This window comes from Sinorhizobium arboris LMG 14919 (assembly GCF_000427465.1).
GTDB classification, from domain to species: domain Bacteria; phylum Pseudomonadota; class Alphaproteobacteria; order Rhizobiales; family Rhizobiaceae; genus Sinorhizobium; species Sinorhizobium arboris.
In genome coordinates this window covers 688,933-709,065 of sequence record NZ_ATYB01000014.1, presented here as the reverse complement: position 1 = coordinate 709,065, position 20,133 = coordinate 688,933, and the positions used below count along the sequence as shown (strand labels likewise).

The 20,133-nt window shown below is 62.7% G+C and carries 14 protein-coding genes and 2 tRNA genes; 7 read left to right on the top strand and 9 right to left on the bottom strand.

Going from position 1 to position 20,133, the window contains the following annotated elements:
- Positions 1 to 72: 72 nt before the first annotated feature.
- The 3 genes from SINAR_RS0114470 to cysN are packed head-to-tail and all read left to right on the top strand — an operon-like array spanning position 73 to position 3,366.
- Positions 73 to 870 (top strand): phosphoadenylyl-sulfate reductase, encoded by a 798-nt coding sequence (locus tag SINAR_RS0114470; protein ID WP_027999766.1) that lies wholly within the window; start codon positions 73 to 75, stop codon positions 868 to 870.
- Between the two features lie 46 nt (positions 871 to 916).
- A complete protein-coding gene (gene cysD, locus SINAR_RS0114465) occupies positions 917 to 1,870 on the top strand; it encodes a sulfate adenylyltransferase subunit CysD (protein WP_027999765.1) in 954 nt (317 codons plus the stop codon).
- Positions 1,870 to 3,366 carry a sulfate adenylyltransferase subunit CysN gene (cysN, locus tag SINAR_RS0114460; protein WP_027999764.1) on the top strand — a complete coding sequence of 499 codons (1,497 nt, stop codon included), beginning with the start codon at positions 1,870 to 1,872 and terminating at the stop codon, positions 3,364 to 3,366. The genes cysD and cysN overlap by 1 nt, the downstream gene beginning before the upstream one ends.
- Positions 3,367 to 3,739: 373 nt before the next feature.
- Here the strand turns inward: cysN and SINAR_RS1000000135375 are convergent, their stop codons facing one another.
- Together SINAR_RS1000000135375 and SINAR_RS0114450 are read right to left on the bottom strand one after the other, a co-directional pair.
- Entirely contained in the window at positions 3,740 to 3,883 is a 144-nt protein-coding gene (locus SINAR_RS1000000135375) for a hypothetical protein (protein ID WP_084617732.1), read from the bottom strand.
- A gap of 235 nt (positions 3,884 to 4,118) precedes the next feature.
- A tRNA-Pro gene (locus tag SINAR_RS0114450) sits at positions 4,119 to 4,195 on the bottom strand.
- Between the two features lie 277 nt (positions 4,196 to 4,472).
- Between SINAR_RS0114450 and SINAR_RS0114445 the strand changes: the two genes are divergently transcribed.
- Complete coding sequence (locus SINAR_RS0114445) at positions 4,473 to 4,886, top strand: hypothetical protein (protein WP_027999763.1); 414 nt, start codon at positions 4,473 to 4,475, stop codon at positions 4,884 to 4,886.
- Positions 4,887 to 5,062: 176 nt separating this feature from the next.
- Here SINAR_RS0114445 and SINAR_RS0114440 read toward each other — a convergent pair whose 3' ends face one another.
- From SINAR_RS0114440 to SINAR_RS0114425, 4 genes are all read right to left on the bottom strand, one after another.
- Positions 5,063 to 7,675, bottom strand: a complete 2,613-nt coding sequence (locus SINAR_RS0114440) for a mechanosensitive ion channel family protein (RefSeq protein ID WP_027999762.1) — start codon at positions 7,673 to 7,675, stop codon at positions 5,063 to 5,065.
- Between the two features lie 382 nt (positions 7,676 to 8,057).
- A complete protein-coding gene (locus SINAR_RS0114435) occupies positions 8,058 to 8,816 on the bottom strand; it encodes a hypothetical protein (protein WP_027999761.1) in 759 nt (252 codons plus the stop codon).
- Positions 8,767 to 9,798, bottom strand: coding sequence for a MarR family transcriptional regulator (locus SINAR_RS0114430; protein WP_027999760.1), 1,032 nt, complete (start codon positions 9,796 to 9,798; stop codon positions 8,767 to 8,769). The genes SINAR_RS0114435 and SINAR_RS0114430 overlap by 50 nt, the downstream gene beginning before the upstream one ends.
- A gap of 323 nt (positions 9,799 to 10,121) precedes the next feature.
- Positions 10,122 to 10,196, bottom strand: a tRNA-Gln gene (locus SINAR_RS0114425).
- Positions 10,197 to 10,450: 254 nt separating this feature from the next.
- Here SINAR_RS0114425 and SINAR_RS0114420 point away from each other — a divergent pair.
- The gene (locus tag SINAR_RS0114420; RefSeq protein ID WP_027999759.1) at positions 10,451 to 11,359 is read left to right on the top strand and encodes an MBL fold metallo-hydrolase; all 909 of its coding nucleotides are present in this window, start codon (positions 10,451 to 10,453) and stop codon (positions 11,357 to 11,359) included.
- A 61-nt stretch (positions 11,360 to 11,420) separates the two neighbouring features.
- Here SINAR_RS0114420 and SINAR_RS0114415 read toward each other — a convergent pair whose 3' ends face one another.
- Positions 11,421 to 12,332 (bottom strand): DUF1499 domain-containing protein, encoded by a 912-nt coding sequence (locus SINAR_RS0114415; protein ID WP_027999758.1) that lies wholly within the window; start codon positions 12,330 to 12,332, stop codon positions 11,421 to 11,423.
- A gap of 294 nt (positions 12,333 to 12,626) precedes the next feature.
- Between SINAR_RS0114415 and SINAR_RS0114410 the strand changes: the two genes are divergently transcribed.
- The gene (locus tag SINAR_RS0114410; RefSeq protein ID WP_027999757.1) at positions 12,627 to 13,016 is read left to right on the top strand and encodes a hypothetical protein; all 390 of its coding nucleotides are present in this window, start codon (positions 12,627 to 12,629) and stop codon (positions 13,014 to 13,016) included.
- 194 nt (positions 13,017 to 13,210) lie between these two features.
- A complete protein-coding gene (locus SINAR_RS0114405; RefSeq protein ID WP_027999756.1) occupies positions 13,211 to 13,459 on the top strand; it encodes a hypothetical protein in 249 nt (82 codons plus the stop codon).
- A gap of 178 nt (positions 13,460 to 13,637) precedes the next feature.
- Here the strand turns inward: SINAR_RS0114405 and ppdK are convergent, their stop codons facing one another.
- Positions 13,638 to 16,334, bottom strand: a complete 2,697-nt coding sequence (gene ppdK, locus SINAR_RS0114400) for a pyruvate, phosphate dikinase (RefSeq protein ID WP_027999755.1) — start codon at positions 16,332 to 16,334, stop codon at positions 13,638 to 13,640.
- Positions 16,335 to 16,568: 234 nt separating this feature from the next.
- On the bottom strand, positions 16,569 to 20,030 hold the full coding sequence (smc, locus tag SINAR_RS0114395) for a chromosome segregation protein SMC (RefSeq protein WP_027999754.1): 3,462 nt from the start codon (positions 20,028 to 20,030) through the stop codon (positions 16,569 to 16,571).
- Between the last annotated feature and the right edge of the window lie 103 nt (positions 20,031 to 20,133).

The window sequence follows — 20,133 nt, the reverse complement described above, 5'->3', positions numbered from 1 at the left end:
TAGAAACCGCTATTTCTGTCCATCGTCACGAACGGCTGCCATATTCCGTGCAAATTGCAACAGGATGCAGCCATGACGACGCAATCCCTCAAAGCAGAAGTGGTGGCCCTCGCAGCAGAAGTGACGGACCTCGAAATCGAAGCGAAGACCCTCAACGCCAAGCTCGAGGGCCTGGACCTTGCCGGGCGGCTGGCGCTCGTCGCCGGGCTCGAAGGCCGTGCGGTCTTCACCACCTCGCTCGGCATCGAAGATCAGGTGATTACCGCCGCGATCGGCAGCAACCATCTCGATATCGAAGTCGCGACGCTCAAGACAGGCCGCCTCTTCAATGAGACCGTGGCGCTGATCGACAGGACCGAGGAAGCCTTTGGTATCCTCATTAAACGCTATTATCCGGAAAAGGCCGACATCGACGCCTATGTGGCGCAATACGGCATGAACGGCTTCTACGAGAGCGTCGAAGCCCGGCATGCCTGTTGTGGCGTGCGCAAGCTGAAGCCGCTTGCGCGCGCACTCGATGGGGCAAGCTACTGGATCACGGGCCTGCGCCGCGGGCAGTCGGGCAACCGTGCCGCGACCCCGTTTGCGGAAGCCGACGCCGAGCGTGGGCTCATCAAGATCAATCCGCTCGCGGACTGGGGCATCGAGACGATCCAGGCTCACGTCGCGGCAGAGGGCATTCCCGTCAACCCGCTGCACAGTCGCGGCTACCCTTCGATCGGTTGCGAGCCCTGCACCCGCGCCATCAAGCCCGGCGAGCCGGAGCGCGCCGGCCGCTGGTGGTGGGAGAACGACGAGAAGCGCGAATGCGGCCTGCATGTGCCGGAAGCGGCTTCCTCGATCATTCCCAGCGCCAGCAGCGCGGCCTGAGCGCCACGCGCCGCATCCGAAGACAAGATCTTCCCCGGAGTCAGCAATGCCCCACACTCTTCCGGAAACGGAACTGCATAATCCGCAAAGCACCAAACCGCCGCTCGACCCGCACCTGAAGGCGCTGGAGAACGAAGCGATACATATCTTCCGCGAGGTCGCGGCCGAATTCGAGCGTCCGGTGATGCTTTACTCGATCGGCAAGGATTCGTCGGTCCTGCTGCATCTTGCGCGCAAAGCCTTCTATCCCGGCCGCGTCCCCTTCCCGCTTCTGCATGTCGACACCGGCTGGAAGTTCCGCGAGATGATCGCATTCCGCGACGAGATGGTCGCGAGATACGATCTCGATCTCGTTGCCCACACCAATCCGCGCGGCGCAGCCGAGAACGTCACCCCGTTCACGCACGGTTCGGCGCTCTATACCGATATCATGAAGACCGAAGCCCTGCGCCAGGCGCTCGACGCGGGCCAGTACGACGCCGCATTCGGCGGCGCGCGCCGCGACGAGGAGGCAAGCCGTGCCAAGGAGCGCATCTACTCCTTCCGCACACCCGATCATCGGTGGGATCCGCGTAACCAGCGCCCGGAGCTCTGGAATATCTATAACGGCATGATCCGCAAGGGCGAGAGCGTCCGCGCCTTCCCTCTGTCGAACTGGACCGAGGTCGACATCTGGCGCTACATCCAGGCGGAAGAGATCCCCATCGTTCCCCTCTATTTCGCCAGGAAACGCCCGGTCGTCGAGCGGGACGGCATGCTGATTCTCGCCGAGGACCCACGCCTCGAGCTGCTTCCCGGCGAGGTCAAGCGCGAGGAAGTCATCCGCTTCCGCACGCTCGGCTGTTTCCCGCTGACGGGCGCGATCCGCTCCGATGCCGACACGCTCGACGACATCATTGCCGAACTTGAGACCGCGACCGTCTCCGAGCGCCAGGGCCGCGCGATCGACCGCGACCAGGCCGGCTCGATGGAAAAGAAGAAACGCGAAGGATATTTCTGATGACCGCACCGGCAGCAGCGAACGCAGCCCTGGATCAAACCGTCGTTTCCCTTCCGGTGCAGGAGAGCGCGCGGTTGGTGCGCGACACGCGCCCCCTTCGCCTCATCACCTGCGGCAGCGTCGATGACGGCAAATCGACGTTGATCGGCCGGCTGCTTTGGGACACCAAGGCGGTCAAGGAAGACCAGGCGGCAAGCCTTCAGCGCGATTCAAGCGGCAAGCAGAACGATCTCGGCCTTCCGGACTTCGCTCTCCTGCTCGACGGCCTTCAGGCCGAGCGCGAACAGGGCATCACCATCGATGTCGCCTATCGTTATTTCTCGACCGACAAGCGCTCCTTCATCGTCGCCGACACTCCCGGCCATGAGCAGTATACGCGCAATATGGCGACCGGCGCCTCGACTGCCGATCTCGCCGTGCTGCTCGTCGATGCGCGCGTCGGTCTTTTGGAGCAGACCCGCCGTCACGCGACGATCGCGACGCTGATGGGCATCCGCCAGTTCGTGCTCGCCGTCAACAAGATCGACCTGACGAATTACGACCGCGCCCGCTTTGACCAGATCTCGCATGAGTTCCGGGAACTGGCCCTTTCGCTTGGGGTGCGCCAGGTCACCGCAATCCCGGTCTCGGCGCTCAAAGGCGAGAACGTCGTCTATGACGGCCGCGCTTCCATGCCCTGGTATGACGGCCCGACGCTGATCGAGGTTCTGGAGCTTGCCACGACCCGCTCCGCCCAGACTGTCGGCTTCCGCCTGCCGGTACAGCGCGTCTCGCGCCCGGGAGAGAGCTTCCGCGGCTACCAGGGAACGGTTGCCGGCGGCTCTGTAAAGCCCGGTGATTCCGTCGTCATCCTGCCGTCCGGCATGGTTGCCAATGTCACCAAGATCGTCACCTTCGATCTCGTGCGCAATGCTGCGGTTGCCGGCGACGCAATCACGCTCGTGCTCGACCGCCAGGTCGACGTTTCGCGCGGCGACGTGATCGCCTCGATCGACAGCCAGCCGATGACCGGGCTTGCCTTCGATGCGCAAATCGTGGCGCTGCAGCCTGAAGGCATCCAGCCGGGCAAGCGCTACTGGCTGAAGTCCGGCAGCCGCCGGCAACGCGTGCAAGTGCAGCCGGTAAGTCAGCTCGAACTCAAGAGCGGCAAATGGAACCACGCCGACGAATTGCCGATGAATGCGATCGGCAAGGTGCACCTCGCCTTCGACGAACAGGCGATCTTCGACACCTACGAGCAGAACCGCACGACCGGCGCCTTCATCCTCATCGACCCGGACACCAACAACACGGTGGCCGGCGGCATGATCACAGCCAAGCGCGCCGCACTTGGGGGAATCCATACCGAGGAGAGCCGGGTGATCCTGTCGCTGCCGGCCGATCTTGCCGATCAGCTCATGGCAACGGAGCTCTTTGCGAGCCGCCGCGAAGACGTGGAGGTGCGCCGCGTCACTGCCGGCAAGGCGGTCGGCATCATCGATGCCATCGACGGGTGACCGGGCGAATCACCGATGAGCTGAGGGGCCGCGAGGCCCCTTTTTGCTGCGCCTTTTTCGACCGGCCAACAACCGCCCGCGGTGCGCCGTGCCGCCTCTGAGCGTTTCGGAATTAGCAGCTGGACAACGTCAAGCCGCCAACCGGCCTGTCTTTCGCCCGAGGCCGTCAACCGTCTTCCAGTTCGCGAGAACCCGGTCAAGGTCTGGCGATTCCATCGCGGCATGGCCGCTCGGGAAGCGGCAAAGAGTGCCGGGATGAGCGTTCCTATCTCTCCGAAATCGAGAGCGGGAAAATGGACGGAAGTCTTTCAACCATGAAGAAGCTCGCCGGATCTCTTCCCGCGCATCCCGACGATTTGGCCTGATCAGGCGTTCAGGCGCGCCGCTCGATCGTTGCGAGATCGATCGTCAGCGGTTGCGGATCGGCATGATTCCAAAGCTGATAGCCGACCACGCTGCCGAGAATGGCTGCCCAGACGAGAATCTCACGGAGAGTGAAGATAGGTTCCTTCGACATCGCTGCCTCACGGTTGCGCTTTTGAAGCATATTCGCGCCGATTGTTCACTCCGATAAGACGGAGTTTCGAGAACAGCCCGTTTCCCTGTGAACAATAAAAGAATGGCAGAGGAGGTTTCGCCTGCCCCGCTCCATCTTGGTTGAGCGAGGCGTTTGCGGCCATCGGCCGGGAGTCGCTCGGGCGCCCGGGGCAAAGAAGCCGGCTGGAAAACAATAAACGGATGAGTGTTTCCGCTGGTCGGAGTGGAGTGATTCGAACACTCGACCCCCACGTCCCGAACGTGGTGCGCTACCAGACTGCGCTACACTCCGTGACCAGCGGCGCCTCTATAGAACAGCATTTTTGATTTCACAAGCGCCTATCTCAAAAAAGACCGCTCTACAGTCAAAAAAACCCGCCCGGCGGCAGGTGCCCGCCACGCTGGGATTAGGGCGTTTCTGCAACGCTTGCCAAATTCCTCGGTTGCGACTGTCCGGGCCGATTTTCTTTCGCGGATTTTGGCGCTAGAGCCTCGGCGGACTGCAAGGAAAACCGGGAATTCCGGCCGTTCCGCGCCGCAGGTTCAGGACATATCTAAGGGACAGACACATGAATTTCCGCATGATGACGGCGGGCGCCCTCGGGCTGCTTCTTGCCGGCTGTACGACGACGACGGGCATTACGAGAAATGCGGTCGAGGCGCGCTGGCTCGGCCAGCCGGCCGGACCCTTTTTTGCCAAGTTCGGCCCACCGCTTTCCGACGTCGAAGCCGGCGGCGACACCGTTTACAGCTGGAAGGGCGGCTACCAGACGCGCAAAATCGCGGCCGAATACGAAAAGACCGCCGACGGTAAACGCGGCAAGCGCATCTCGGCTGCGCGCACGGAATATCTGAGCTGCTCCGTTCAGCTCACCGTCTCGTCCGACTACGTCATCCGCGCGATCCGCATCGTCGGCGACCGCAAACGCCCGGACGGCCCGAGCTGGTGCGAGGAGTTCCTGGCCGGCGCGAAGGCGGAGTAGGCTGTTTCCTGGCACTTCCAGGAAATGTGCGGAACGGTTTTCCGTTCGGAACTGCGTAGTGCCAAGGTTAGAGTGTTTCAGTGCGATGGAGCACTGAAACGCTCCAGCCGCATCGGCCATGTCGGCCTGCCGTCGAAAGCCAGCGGGCTTCATAAGTCCGGAACGGCATCACAGCATTAGTCGTCGGTCGCCTCCACCGGGCTCTTCCTGCGCTTCGTGCGCGCCTGCGCCGGGGGAGAGGGAGCAGCGGCAGGCGCCGTGCGGCCGCCGAGCACGTCGCGCACCAATCCTTCGATGCTGGCGAGATCGCGAAGATGGATGTCGCGCTGCCCGAAAGGCATTTCGATTTTTTCCTCACGGAAGCGTTTCGCTATTTCGAAACGCATATCGCTCGCCGCGCCCGCATCGGCGTTGATGTTGCCGACGTGGCAGAACAGAGTGAACTGCAGGGCATCGGCTCCGAAATCGGTAAAGGATACGAAAGGCTCGGGAATTTGCAGGACGCGCGGATTCTCGTTCGCGATTTCCAGCAACACCCGCTTCACCTGCTCCGGGTCCGAATCATAGGAGACCCCCACGGGAATCTTCAGGCGCGCCGAAAAGTCGCCATGCATCCAGTTGACCACCTGGCCGCTGATCAGGTCGGCATTGGGTACGATCACCGTCACATTGTCGAAGGTCTGGATCTGGGTAGCCCTGACGCTGACGCGCTGGACGATCCCCATGTTTTGGCCCACCTCGATGCGGTCGCCGACCTTGAAGGGCCGTTCGGCAAGCAGGATGATCCCGCTGACGAAGTTGTTGACGATGGACTGGAGGCCGAAACCGATACCGACGGACAGCGCGCTGGCAACGATGGCGACGTTCTGAAGATTGAGACCCGCATAGGAGAAAGCCACGAGTCCCGCGATCGCCGCACCGACATAGCCGACGCCCGTATGGATTGATGTCCTGAGGCCCGCGTCGAGGCTGGTCTGCGGCAAGAGGCGGCCGTCCAGCCACCTCTGAAAACCGCGCGTAGCGACGATTACGATGATGAAGACGACGATCGCGCCGAGGATAGCCGAAGGCGAAAACGAGAAGCCGCCGATCTCGAAACCGAAGAAGGCGGAGGCGAAGGTGCCGACCACGTCCTCCGATTGGATGCCCCAGGGCGCAAGAAGGGCCATGATTGCAATCATGATCACGACCAGACGCGCGAAGCCGGCAAGGATCACGCCGATCTGGCTGATCGTATTGGGCTTGAACCCGATCGCCTGCCGCATGAAGCCGCCGATCCGGGTCTGCACCGAAAAGCCGCAGGAAATCGCCTCGTCGGCAAGGCGCAGCAAGAGCACGAGGCTCATCAGCACTGCCGTCGTGAAGACGATCTGGAGCGCGGCGAAGCGGCCAAAGGCCACAAAGCCGGCAAGGGGCGCGACGATGGTGAGCGCGGCGACCGCCCAGGTAACGGGAATCAGAAGCCGCCAAGCCGAGCTCGTCCCCTGGTGGCCCTCGTCGTCGTCTTCGCGCGCGACCAATCTGAGCGCGATCATCGCGAGGATGCCGAGCGCGATGGCGCCGAGGCCCTGTGCCGCGACGGCAAAGGACAAAGGCGCATGCGTGGCCTTCAGAAACGCATCGAGGGCAAGGCCGCCGGCATTGATCAATGCCATCGCAACGATGACCGGAATCAACCTCTCGGCCGCCGCGTCGGTGACGCCGACGAGGCGCCAGCTCGGCCGTTCGGGCGCGAGCACGGCGATGGAGAGACCGTAAAAGAAAGATGCGAAGGTCAATCCGAAGAAGACGGGTCTGAGGACCGTCGCCAGATCTGCGGGAAGAACACCCAAAGTCGACATCGCCTGGTAGAGCACGAAGAAGGCGATTGCCGGTATCAGGAGGTTGGCAAGCGTTATGGCTGCCGCTGCGGTCGCCTTGGCGAGCCCGGATGGGTGGAGCACCGAAGGATCACGGCTCGTGCGCCGGGTCAGCCAGCGTCGGCCCGGCGACAGAAGAAAGGCGGCGAAGCCGATCACTACGACGAGAATGCCCGCGGCCGAACGGCCGGTGCGCTCGATCAGGACGCCGAACCAGTGCCCGACGACGCTCGATTGATTGGCGAGCGTCGACGGTGTCGCGGCGGCCAGATCGAGCCAGAAAGAAGGATCCGCAAGGCTTTGCGAGCGCTGCAGGATAGAGCTTGTGAAGAGTGCCCGCCGCCGTTCTCCGATAATGTCGATGTCCTGCTGCGCGCGCAGCGCTATGAAATCCGCCTGCTGCACTATGCTCTGAAGACCGGCCGCCTCCGACTGGAGCTGCGCCTGTTCGAGCTTGATCGCTTCGGTCTGATTGAGGGCAGCGCGCTCATCGGCAGGCTTCAACTGCTCGACACGCTGGTTGACCGCCTGCAGTCGCGGCTGCAGGCTCGCCTTGAGCCCGGCGGCATGCATCGGGATGGTACCGAGCTGCCGGCGCAGATCGGAGAGGGTGGCGTCGTCGATGTGCTCGGCTTGCAGCCCACGCTCCACGCGCTCAAGCGTCGCCCGCCAGGCATCGATGCGCGCCTGCTCCTCCGGAAAGGCTTGCGGCGGCACTTGCAGCAGGGAATCCGTCTGGCCCTGGACATCAGTCGCCGCGCTGGCTTCCGGCGGCGCTCCACTACTCTCCTGAGCCAGCGAAGCTGATGAAAATACCAGCAGAGACGCGACGAGAAGCAAGCGAAACAATGCCCCGGCCGAAAGCTTCGGCGCCCCGAAAAGATTGCCCGCCGCGCAAGCGCGACGAAGAGGTATTCGCATGCTCGTCATCTTCAGTCCTTGTTCCGCAATGCCGCTTCATGTGTTTGCCGAGCGCGATCAGGTCGAGCTGGCAAGTCGGGGGAACAATAAGGTTGCTGGCCGGAATGTCCAACCCGCCGACTGAATTGAGTCGGTTGCGCTCCGCCTGGAAAGGGATGAGGAAAACTGTGTACGGCTTGACCTGCTACTGAACTTTCACCCAGCGGCGATTAGAGCCTCGGCGGTTACGCGGGAGCAACCAGCGGAAGCGCGTAGCCCTCATCGCCCGTCCTTCAATAGGCCGGCCTCTAATCCAATCTTCGGATGTATGTGGCGAGCAAGAAGGTCCGGGGATGAGGCGCTCTGGGGCTTTGGCGGTGTACAGACGTTGCTGTCAGAACGCAGGAGCCCCTCACGCCTTCATGAAGACGCTCAATAACACAGCTTTTATGTTATCCATCGTGTCCGAAATCCCGATAGCCGCGAGGTCCCGGTTGGACCTGTCTTCGACAGTTTCAAGAAATTCCCTCAGATGTTCCTGCGCTAGCTCAGGAATTTCGAAACGGTCGTCAGGAGACAGCAATTGGGAAAGCCGAAGGATGTCGCCCTCATGCTTCTTAATGTTCTTGGAATCGACCTGTTCACCGCGTTCGCGCCGTGCACGCAAATCAATCCAGGCGTAGGCCTTCAGCGGGATCAGGCATCCCTCATGAACGATTGTGACTCCGTCAATCTCTTTCCGGTTGGCTTGAATTAGTTTGTAGTAGTTCTCGTCTAGAAGGATTGCGGATAGACTGGAGACTTCTTCGTCGGCGGGAATTGGGGTCAGCCTCGACTGTTCTCCAAGCTCCAGGCCGTCCGGCGCACGAGAGAACAGTTCAAGCATGAACGGATACTTTTCGTTTGTCGGCTTTTGGAAACGATAGACTCGTTTCTCACCAGTGCTTTTCTCTTGAAGTTGATAGCCGCCATCCGAAACAAACTGCCAGAAATCTTTCAGGAACGATTGATCAATCGCCTCAAGCGTTAGAACTATATCCAAATCCTTGGTCAAGCGCGGATCAAAGCCTCGGTCCTCCATAAGGAGATAAGAGGCCGAACCGCCAATCAATACGTATTTGTCAGAATGGTCGGCGAAATGGGCTCTGAATAGGTCGATACCGTGGATCAAAATACTGCTCCATTAATTCTTCAAGGGCGATTTGCAGCCGTTCATCCGGGCGGTCTCTCAAGCTGAGGTAGAGAGAAAACCTGTCCACAACGTTACCGTCAGCAGTTGTTCGCGGATCATATTTCCACTTTTCGACCAAGCACACCGCTTCACCGTCGTCCGCGTTATCGAGTGCGTTGAGTGCCCGTGATTGGAGGTCATTTGCGAAGTCCCTCCCTACTGCGAACGTGGGAACACGTGGAGGGGCAAGCATCGTCTTCGCGGCTAACCCCGTCTCCCCTGCCTTTAGTCGCCGTTCAACTGGCATGTCGTCCAGAAAAACGTAGAACGATTGCCGAACTGGAGACGTGAGATAGGGCAACGCTGTTTCCCAGATTGCAATGGTTTCGTCGGGCAAGATCAGCATGCGTTCGCGACCCATACGGCTGTCTTCTGCAATGCCGGCTGCCACCAGCTCGTTTGCTATTCTTGATGCCGACATTTTTGATAGCTGAAGAGCTGCGGCTAGATCGGACACCGATACCATCGATGGTAGTTTACCGGTGAGCGCAGCAATGACCGCCCCTTGGGAAGCCGGCGTGAGCTTATCAACAAGCCGTGCTGTCGCAGTCGGCTGTCCGCCGCTCGATACAATTTGTCCAATGAACGGCCAATACAGTTGTCGAAAGGGCACCATGAATGGAATATTGTGCGCTCTCAACCGATGAGCGACGTAAGCGGGAAGGTCTTCAAACACCAACACCCAGTCCATCGGATAGGACTGCCTGATGACCTTGAGATGTTTCAGAAACGCCGTCGGCGTGAACTCTCGCGTGTCTTTGACAACTATCGCAAGGAATGTCTGCCCCCCCAACTGCAACAGGTATCTGTCGTAAGCGTTGTCGATGTACCTTGCTTGCCGATCTTGGATCCGTGTCACATCCGTAGGTGCGCCTATGACCGTTTGCAAGTATGAATTGAGCGTCGCTTCGCTGATTTTCATGGTATGTAACCTTTTTTGGCGATGGTAACGAAAAAAAGTTACAATCGCAAATAAAAGTTACTGTCCCTGGAATTCGGGCATTTTCATCGAGCACTCAGTTTCCAGAGGGCCAAGCTCTGCGTCCCTCCTCCGCACAATCACTCGGCATTGTCTGCGCATTTAAACGAATACTGAAACGCGCGGCATATACCGAGCGAGACTGTGAGACCGGAACTGCAATTAGGAATTGCACCCGACGGCTGAATTTATGTCAATACGCAACCACTGCAGTGGTTTCAATTTGAGAGGCGAAAGTTCAAAGGTATGTGGCGAGCAAGAGGGGATGGCTGGGGCGCCTGGATTCGAACCAGGGAATGGCGGTACCAAAAACCGCTGCCTTACCGCTTGGCTACGCCCCAACTAAACTGGCGGGAATCTCCTCGCCAAATCGAGCGCCTGATTAGCAAAGCTCGTGCGCGCTCACAATGCTTAACTTTGTTTCGCCTGCAGATTTATCGCTTTGCGCTTCGGGCCGCAACGTCGTGCAACGACGGATGGTTTTCTGCGTCTGCCCTTTGTTCTATGGTCGCGCCGACGGCCGGGCGACCGGTCGGGCCCGAGTCGGTCGCGCATACGGGACGGCAGGTCGGCAGGTGGATGGGAAAGCCAGGATATGCAAGCTCCGGAATTCGATCTCGATTTCAAGCCCGCCCACGGCGAAGCGGTGAACGTTGCCGAGAGTGTCGAGCGCATCACCGTCAACAATCCCGGGCCTTTCACCTTCCATGGCACGAATACCTATATCGTCGGCCGCCGCTCGGTCGTGGTGGTCGATCCGGGCCCCGAGGACGAAGCGCATTTCCATGCACTCATGGGCGCACTTAAGGGGCGCGAAGTGACCCACATCGCCGTCAGCCACACACATCGCGACCACTCTCCGCTTGTCCGCAGGCTGGCCAGGGCGACCGGCGCGATCGTCGTGGGCGAAGGTCCGCACCGCGCAGCCCGGCCGTTGCACGCCGGCGAGGTTAACCCGTTCGCCGAAAGTTCGGACATGGACTTCGTGCCCGATGTCGCGCTTTCCGACGGCGCACGCGTGGAAGGCGACGGCTGGAGCCTGACTGCGGTGGCGACGCCGGGCCACACGGCCAACCACATGGCCTTCGCGCTCGATGGAACCGGAATCCTCTTTTCCGCCGATCATGTGATGGCCTGGGCGACGAGCATCGTCGCTCCGCCGGACGGAGCCATGGCCGATTACATGGCCTCGCTCGACAAGTTGCTCCAGCGGGACGATGGGCTCTACCTGCCCGGGCATGGCGGCCCAGTTACCGAACCGGCTTCCTTCGTGCGCGCGTTGAAGGCACATCGCAAGATGCGCGAGCGCGCGGTGCTCGATCGCCTGCGCGCGGGCGACCGGCAGATCGCTGACATGGTAAAGGTGATCTATGCCTCGACCGACCCGCGGCTGCACGGTGCTGCGGCACTCTCGGTGCTGGCGCATCTCGAGGATCTTATCGAGCGGGGGCGTGTCGCAACCGAAGGACCGCCGTCGCTCACCGGTGCCTACAGGCCGATATGAGGCGCAGTCGAGGCGGGATGCGGGCGGAGACCCGCACTCGATCTTCCTCATCCCGCCCAGACTAGTCGCCGGCAATCCCCAATAGCTCGGCGTCGAGATCACGCAGGAATTCCTCAGCAAACATCGCTCCCATGCCGAGGTCATGGCGGCCGTAGCGCGAGGCGACACGCAGGTCGACGAAGGTGGTTTCTGCCTCTTCGCGCAGCCTGATCAGCACGTCGAAACGAAGGCCGACGATCAGGCTCCGCCATTCGCCTTGCAGCACGACGTCGCTGGATCGTCGTCCTGGTATGCCGTCGTCGACCAATTGTGCGGGCCGCGCGGTCGGAACTGGGATCACGTTCGGGCCGGCGATGGCATCCTCGCCTGCCTCGGGTCGCACCGCGAGGTCCTCGAGATCCGCCCGCGCATTGTCGACGCCGAACTCCGCGGTGGTGGCGACCCGCGTCTGCTCGACAACCTTGCGCACGCCCTGGAACACGCGGTCGAGCGCCCCCTCGTAGCGCCGGCCGGTAAGACCGGGATAGGCCGCAATCTGCGCGTCGCGGTCCTTCGGGGTCACCGCACGCTTGCGCCGCCCGAGCCAGCTTCCCTCGGTTGCCGGCGTCCTGATCCAGGGTGGCGGCGTGACCGTATCGGTGCTGACTTCATAAAGTGCCGGCCGCGTCAGATATTGCACGGCTCCATAACCGAGGAACCCGAGCGGGAGTGCCGCATAGAAGAGTGCCGAAACGGAAGCGGCGCCGCCGATCGCTGCCACCTGCCAAAGGCGCGTAAGCCCGACCGTTGCCAATACCACGCCAAGGAAAGCAAAGCCCCCGGCAATCAGCGCCAGGGCCAGGAAATGCGGCGTCGTCAGGGGACCGAAGCGGTGCGCCAGCAGCGACAGCAGAAAAACGATGAAGGCGATGCGGGCGATGCGGCGCGCCCAATGGGCCGCGTAGGAATAGGGACGCTCGTACCGGACAATCATCTAACGGAATCAATCCTCCGAGGCGGAAAAGGACCTCGCCTTTCTTAGACCATGGCTCGGGTGGTGCAAACCGGTAAATTCTCCGCCGTCGCCGGTGGAGATCGCTCCGCGGAGGCGACGGAAGAACGCGGGCGCAGATAAGGCGGCGCCACTCACACGAGTGCCGCAAATTTGCCATTCTCGTTAACCACCAATTCAGGTTCACTATTCGGCCCGGAACACGGCGCTGCAGGCATTTGGAGGCATCGGCCGTCGTCGCCGTAACGAGGCGCGGCAAATCAACGGAGAGACATCATGGCCGCACCGCAATCTACCATGGACATCGCCCTCCCCGCCCCTCCACCGCCGGCCGGCGATGCTGCGATACCCATGGCACTTCTCGAGCTGGAACTCTCGCTCGATCGCTTTTCCGGCAACAAGGACGATTTCGTCGGCTTCACCCACAAGGTCGCTCACGACATCGGCGCCGAGTTGCTCTTCATTCTGCCGGCCTCCGGTCTCGTCGACGATTGCGAGACGATCGCCGCGGTACGCCACGGCCGGACTGAGGACAACACACCGATCATCCTGTTCATCTGTCTTGCTCAGGATGACGCCACCATCCGCGTCGAGCAGCCGAGCGAGCGCACAGCCGGTCTCAAAAGCTTCGCCGAATCCTTCGTCGGCGTCCTCGAACGTATCTGACCCACAGCCGACCGCATGTCTGAACGCACGCGCGGCGCTGCCTGAACGATTGACCAGTCACGTGCGCCGGGCGCATGATGTGTGTGATTGAATCGCGCCCACGGACTTCGCCTTATGCGCTGCATTATTATGCCTGTCGTCCAGACTGCCATCGGTCTCTGTCCCCGCGAATGGGTGCCGATCAGGAGGCAAGAATGACGACGATGACGATGAGACTGCTTGGCCTCGCAGCCGCGGGGCTGGCGCTTGCTGCGTGCCAGTCGATGTCGCCGCAGGAACGGCGAGCGAGAGACGAAAATACATGCGCCTCCTACGGCTTCAGAAGAGGCACGGATGCGTTCGCAACCTGCCTGCAGCGCATAGATCTCGACCGCCGGGCGGAAGCGCGCGCTTTCCGCTATGACAACGACGTCTTCTTGCGCGGCCCCTATTACTGGCACTGAGCGGCTCCGCCGGTTCGCCGGGCTCACCCATCCACCGTTGCCCCGCGCAAGGCACATCATCATCCCGGGGAGGTAGCCCAGAGCGTTGCGGCGATTTTCCTTCGCCCCGCTTGCCGGGAGAAGGTGGCCCGCAAGCTGGATGAGGGGAATATCCAGCCGCCGGAACGCCATTTTGCCTTCAGCTCGCCGCCAGAGCCTGAACCTTTGCGACCTCGCGGCCGTTGATCGTCGCCTGTGCGGCCGCAAGTCTCGCGATCGGCACCCGGAAGGGCGAGCAGGAGACGTAATCGAGACCCGATTCCTCGCAGAAGCGGATCGAGGCGGGATCGCCGCCGTGCTCGCCGCAGATACCGAGTTTCAGGCCGTTCTTCGTCCGCCTGCCCCGCTCCGCCGCGATCTGGATCAGTTCGCCCACGCCCTCGAAATCGAGCGAGACGAAGGGATCCTGCTCGATGATGCCCTTCTGCTGATAGGTGGCAAGGAATGGGGCGGCGTCGTCGCGCGAAATGCCGAATGTGGTCTGCGTCAGGTCGTTGGTGCCGAAGGAGAAGAAATCGGCCGACTCGGCGATCGTGTCCGCCCTGAGAGCCGCCCGCGGCAACTCGATCATTGTGCCGATCAGATAGTCGATATTGTCGCCGGCTTCGCCGATGACCTCGCTGGCGACAGCCTCGATCCGAGCCTTGACGTAATCGAGTTCGGCGCGCAGGCCGACAAGCGGCACCATGATCTCGGGGACGACGGCGGCGCCGGTATCGCGGGCAGCCTTGACCGCCGCCTCGAAAATCGCCCGTGCCTGCATCTCGACGATCTCCGGATAGGAAATCGCCAGGCGGCAGCCGCGATGCCCGAGCATCGGGTTGAACTCGTGCAGTGCATCGACCCGCTGGCGCAGCTCGGCGGGGTCTACCGCCAGCACGCGCGCGACTTCGGCGATCTCCTCGTCTGTCTTGGGCAGAAACTCGTGGAGCGGCGGATCGAGAAGACGGATCGTAACCGGCAGTCCGTGCATAATGGAAAAGAGCTCCACGAAGTCGGAGCGCTGCATCGGAAGAAGCTTGGCAAGTGCCGCCCGCCGACCTGCCTCGTCTTCCGCCAGGATCATCTCTCGCATCACATTGATGCGGTCGTCCTCGAAGAACATGTGCTCCGTGCGGCAGAGGCCGATGCCTTCGGCGCCGAAGGAGCGGGCAGCGCGCGCATCCGCCGGCGTCTCGGCATTGGTGCGCACGGTCATGCGGCGGCTCGCATCGGCCCATTGCATGATCTTGCCGAAGTCGCCCGAAAGCTCCGGCTGCAGCATGGGGATTTCGCCCTTCAGCACCTGGCCGGAGGAGCCGTCGATGGTGATCACGTCGCCCTTCTTGAGCGTTACGCTTGCTGCGATCAGGAGTTCGTTGCGCTGATCGACGCGGATGCTGCCGGCACCCGATACGCAAGGGGTGCCCATACCGCGGGCGACGACCGCCGCGTGACTCGTCATGCCGCCGCGCGTCGTCAGGATGCCTTCCGCCGCGTGCATGCCGTGAATGTCTTCCGGACTCGTCTCGACGCGAACGAGAATGACCTTGCGGCCTTCCTTGACCGCCTGCACCGCCTCGTCGGAGCTGAAGACGATCTCGCCCGTCGCCGCTCCCGGCGAGGCTGGCAGGCCGGAACCGATAACGTCTCGGCGGGCGTGGGGATCGATGGTCGGATGCAGAAGCTGGTCGAGGGACGCGGGGTCGATGCGCGCAACAGCCTCCTCCTTCGAGATCAGCCCTTCCTCGGCCATGTCGACGGCGATCTTCAGCGCGGATTTGGCCGTTCGCTTGCCGGAACGCGTCTGCAGCATCCAGAGCTTGCCGCGCTCGATCGTGAACTCGATATCCTGCATATCGCGATAGTGGCGCTCGAGGGCGTTGCAGATCTTCTCGAACTCGGCAAAGGCCTCAGGCATCAGCTTTTCCAGGGACGGCCTGTCCGAACCGGAGGCGATGCGGGCCGCCTCGGTGATGTTCTGCGGCGTGCGGATGCCGGCGACGACGTCCTCGCCCTGAGCATTGACGAGGAACTCGCCATAGAGCTCCTTCTCGCCGGTCGAAGGGTTGCGTGTGAAGGCGACGCCGGTTGCGGACGAATTGCCCAGATTGCCGAAGACCATGGCCTGCACGTTGACGGCCGTGCCCCAGCCGGCCGGTATGCCGTGAAGGTGGCGGTAGGTAATGGCCCGCGGATTCATCCAACTGGAAAAGACCGCACCGATCGCGCCCCAGAGCTGTATTTCCGGATCCTGCGGGAAAGGTGTGCCGAGCACCTCCTCGATCGCCTCCTTGTAACGTGTGATCACGTGCTGCCACTCGACGGCGGAAAGCTCCGTATCCTGCTCGTGGCCGAGGCGTGCCTTCTCGTCTTCCAGGATTTCCTCGAAAACCTCGTGGTCCACGCCCATCACCACGTCGCCATACATTTGGATGAAGCGGCGGTAACTGTCCCAGGCAAAGCGCGCATCGCCGGCATCGTGGCCGAGCGCATGCACGGATTGATCGTTAAGGCCGAGGTTCAGAACCGTGTCCATCATTCCCGGCATGGACGCGCGCGCGCCGGAACGGACCGACAGGAGCAGCGGGCGGTTCGTATCGCCGAAGGCGCGCCCTGTGATTTTCTCCATTCGGGCAATGCCCTCGCGAACCTCGTCGCGCAAACCTTCCGGCATGCGGCAGCCATTCTCGAGATAGCTGTTGCAGGCGTTCGTGACGATCGTGAGCCCCGGCGGCACCGGCAGACCGAGATTGCACATCTCCGCCAGGTTAGCTCCCTTGCCGCCCAACCGGTCGCGGTCTTCCGCGCTCCCTTCGGCCTCTCCCGCGCCAAAGGTATATACCCATTTCGCCATGCCTGTTCTCCACCCGAAACAGCCGTCCACGCCCGCCCCCGGGATCCCGATGATTATGAGCCGGATCGGCCTAAATCATGAACGTGATCGAATCTAAGGCGTTAGAGCGGGATGCTGGCGGAAATCCGCAACAGTTTCCTCACTCCGTTCCAGACGATCTACAGTATATGCTCCGGGCTGAAAATGCACTTGGCGAAGAATTTTGTTGCAGTGCACCAAACTTGAGAGCCGGCGTCAAACGGCTTCGCGCAACCGCTCGGCCGTCTGCAGGTCGACCGAGACGAGCTGCGAAACGCCCTGTTCCGCCATGGTAACGCCGAACAGGCGGTTCATGCGGGCCATGGTGATCGGATTGTGGGTGATGATGACGAAGCGGGTCTCGGTCGAGGCCGCCATTTCGTCCATCAGGTTGCAATAGCGCTCCACATTGTGGTCGTCGAGCGGCGCGTCCACCTCATCGAGCACACAGATCGGCGCCGGATTGGTGAGAAAGACGGCAAAGATCAGCGCCATGGCGGTCAAGGCCTGCTCGCCGCCCGAAAGCAGCGTCATCGTCTGCGGCTTCTTGCCGGGCGGGCGGGCCAGGATTTCGAGCCCCGCTTCCAGTGGATCGTCGCTTTCGATGAGCTGCAGTTCCGCCGTGCCGCCTCCGAAGAGATGGGTGAAGAGCCGCTGGAACTGCACATTGACCACATCGAAAGCGGCAATCAGCCGCTCGCGGCCCTCGCGGTTAAGGTTGTGGATGGCACTCCTCAACTTGCGGATCGCCTCGATGACGTCGTCGCGCTCCTTGAGCAGCGCTGCAAGCCGCTCCGAAAGCTCCTTCTGCTCCTCGTCCGCACGCAAGTTGACGGCGCCGAGCCGCTCCCGCTCGATTTTCAGCCGCTCGAGTTCCCGCTCAACAGCGCGCATGTCCGGTAGCCCTTCGCCGGAGCCAAGGCCGGTCAGACGTATCACCTCATGCGGAGCACAGGACAATGCTTCCAGGATTCGTGCCTCTATCTCCACCCGCCGCTCCCGCGCAGAAACGAGCCGCTCTTCAGCGCGGCCGCGCTTTTCGCGTATCTCGGCCAACTCCGAGAGCGCGGTTGCGGCCTGCCGATCCGCTTCGCGCTGGTGGTTTTCCGCCTCGGCGAGCCTGTCGGCCGCCTCTCGGCGTGACGCCTCCGCTTTCTGCAGTTCGTTCATCAGCGCGCGGCGCTTGTCGTCGAACTCGTCCGGCGCGTCGAGCAGTTCCTCAACTTCCTCTCGCGCCTCCGCCTCGCGCTCGCGGAGCGTCGCGATGTGATTCTCGGCGCTCGCCGCCCTCACCCGCCAGGTCTCTCGCTCGCCGGAGATGGCCGCGAGCCGCCTGAGGCGCTCATCGTTTTCGCGTGCGAGACCGTCATGGGCCGCCCGCGCTTCGGCGGCCGCCGCCCGATCGGTCGCGACTTCCGCCGTCCGCGTGCTCAGTCGCAGGTCGAGCTCTGCAGGGTCCGGCTGGCTGGCAAAAGCCTCCTTGGCCGCCTCGATCTCCTCGGCGATCTCCTCGGCCTGGCCCTCCATCTGGAGCTTGGTCTCGGCAAGCACCGCGCGACGGCGGGCGAGATCGCCCGAGGCCCGCTCGGCGGCTGCCAAGGCTTCGCGCGCTTCGGCGAGCTGCCTTGCAAGCATGCGCTGCGCATCGCGCGAAAGCCTCAGCCTCTCGTCCTCGGCGCGGATTTGCGCGGCGGCCGCAGCGAGATCCGCCTCGGCCTTCAGCAAGCCCTCGTTCGCCTCCTCCGCATCGCCTTCGAGTTCGGAGAGACGGTTCTTCTGGGCGAGCCTCAGGGCCGCAGCGCTCGGCGCTTCCGAGCCGGTCACGTGGCCGTCCCATCGCCAAACACCGCCCTGCTTCGTCACCAGCCGCTGGCCGGCCTTCAGGAGCGGCAGCAGTCGCACCGCCACCCCTTCGCTCTCGACGATCCCGATCTGCCGGAGCGTTCGCCTCAGCGCCTCCGGTGCCTGGACGAAATCGATCAAAGGCTCGGCACCAGCCGGCAGTGCGGGATCCTCCGCATCGTCGCCGGGCATGCGCCAGTGCGACGGCGCCGCCTGCTCCAGGGGAGAATCGAGGTCGTCGCCAAGGGCGGCACCAAGCGCCGCCTCGAAGCCGCGTTCGACTTCCATGTCCTCTACGACGGCCGGATAGGTGCTGGCTCCGGCCGCCTCCAGCATGCGGCGGATCGTTCGTGCTTCCGTCTCGATTCCGTTCAGCCGCGCCCGGGCCTGGTCGACCGGGGGGCGGGCGGCGGTTTCGCCGGCGCGCGCCTCGGCGAGGCGCTCTTCAACGGCGGCGACAGCGGCCTCGGCCTCCTCCAGCGCCGCCTCCGCAAGCTCCACCTGCCCCCTCTTCTCGTCCGGGTCGGGAAGACTTGCCATCCGACCGTCAAGATCGTCGAGTTCGCGACCATGATCGGCAAGCTGACGTGCAAGGCGCGCCTGTCTCTCGGAGAGATCGCGCAACGCTCTCTCGATCTGATTGCGCGCGGCTTTCGCCTCGGCGCGCTCGGCCGTAATGCGGGCGAGACCGGCCTCGCTCGCCGCAAGCTTCTCATTGGCCTCATCGAGCCTCTCGCGCGCCTGCGCGCCGCGGTCGTCCGCCTCGGCCAGCATGTCTCGCAAACCTTCCTCCTCCTGGTCGAGGCGGGAGAGAATGCCGGCATTGTCGGCGACGAGTCGCTCTTCACGGGCGATATCCTCGGCAAGCTGCGCCAGTCGCCGTTGCAATTCTTCGCGGCGGCGCAGGATTCGCCCGGCATCCTCCTCGAGCTGCGCGCGGGCGATCTGCAGGCGCTGTAGCCCGGCTGCGAGCTTCGCCTCGCTTTCGCGCAGCTCGGGCAGCTTGAGGCTCGCTATCCCCTGAGCCTTGGCCGCTTCCATCTGCGCCTGCGCCTTCTCGGCAACGAGTGCGGTGATCTGATTCAGCTGGCTGGTCGCCTCTGCCTCCGCCTCCTTGGCCTGCACCCACCGAATATGGAACAGGATCGCCTCGTGGCGGCGAATTTCCGCCGACAGCATTTTGAAGCGGTTGGCCTGGCGCGACTGACGCTTGAGGCTCTCGATCTGGCTTTCGAGCTGTGAGGTGACGTCGTCGAGGCGCTCGAGATTCGTCTCGGCGGCCTTCAGCCGCAGTTCCGCCTCGTGACGGCGCGAATGCAGGCCGGAAATGCCGGCCGCCTCCTCGAGCAGCTGCCGGCGCGCCTGGGGCTTGGCGGCGATCAGCTCGCCGATGCGGCCCTGCCCCACCATCGAGGGCGAGCGTGCACCGGTAGACGCATCGGCAAACAGCAGCTGCACGTCCTTGGCGCGCGCCTCCTTGCCATTGATGCGGTAGACAGAGCCCTGCTCTCGCTCAATCCGGCGCGTCACCTGTATCTCGTCGCTGTCGTTGAAGGCTGCCGGCGCGGTACGATCGCTGTTGTCGAGATAGAGGCCAACCTCGGCCGTGTTGCGCGCCGGCCGGTTGCCGGATCCGGAAAAGATCACGTCGTCCATGCCGGAAGCGCGCATGTTCTTGTAGGAGTTTTCGCCCATCACCCAACGAAGGGCCTCGACGAGATTCGACTTGCCGCAGCCGTTCGGACCGACCACCCCGGTCAGGCCTCGCTCAATGACGAATTCCGTCGGTTCGACGAAGGATTTGAAGCCCAGCAGGCGCAGCCTGGTGAATTTCATGAGGGACACGCTGGGGTGGACGGCGTGTGCCGATACCCCCCTCTGCCCTGCGAGAACGGCATTCGCGACCTGTTTGTCTGAACTTCCGGCGAAACGTCAGCGT

Coding starts and splice junctions, on each gene's coding strand:
- cysD (WP_027999765.1), top strand. CDS start 917: ATGCCCCACACTCTTCCGGAAACGGAACTGCATAATCCGCAAAGCACC.
- SINAR_RS0114405 (WP_027999756.1), top strand. CDS start 13,211: ATGACGACGATGACGATGAGACTGCTTGGCCTCGCAGCCGCGGGGCTG.
- smc (WP_027999754.1), bottom strand. CDS start 20,030: ATGAAATTCACCAGGCTGCGCCTGCTGGGCTTCAAATCCTTCGTCGAA.
- cysN (WP_027999764.1), top strand. CDS start 1,870: ATGACCGCACCGGCAGCAGCGAACGCAGCCCTGGATCAAACCGTCGTT.
- SINAR_RS1000000135375 (WP_084617732.1), bottom strand. CDS start 3,883: ATGTCGAAGGAACCTATCTTCACTCTCCGTGAGATTCTCGTCTGGGCA.
- SINAR_RS0114470 (WP_027999766.1), top strand. CDS start 73: ATGACGACGCAATCCCTCAAAGCAGAAGTGGTGGCCCTCGCAGCAGAA.
- SINAR_RS0114445 (WP_027999763.1), top strand. CDS start 4,473: ATGAATTTCCGCATGATGACGGCGGGCGCCCTCGGGCTGCTTCTTGCC.
- SINAR_RS0114430 (WP_027999760.1), bottom strand. CDS start 9,798: ATGAAAATCAGCGAAGCGACGCTCAATTCATACTTGCAAACGGTCATA.
- SINAR_RS0114410 (WP_027999757.1), top strand. CDS start 12,627: ATGGCCGCACCGCAATCTACCATGGACATCGCCCTCCCCGCCCCTCCA.
- SINAR_RS0114420 (WP_027999759.1), top strand. CDS start 10,451: ATGCAAGCTCCGGAATTCGATCTCGATTTCAAGCCCGCCCACGGCGAA.
- ppdK (WP_027999755.1), bottom strand. CDS start 16,334: ATGGCGAAATGGGTATATACCTTTGGCGCGGGAGAGGCCGAAGGGAGC.
- SINAR_RS0114415 (WP_027999758.1), bottom strand. CDS start 12,332: ATGATTGTCCGGTACGAGCGTCCCTATTCCTACGCGGCCCATTGGGCG.
- SINAR_RS0114440 (WP_027999762.1), bottom strand. CDS start 7,675: ATGACGAGCATGCGAATACCTCTTCGTCGCGCTTGCGCGGCGGGCAAT.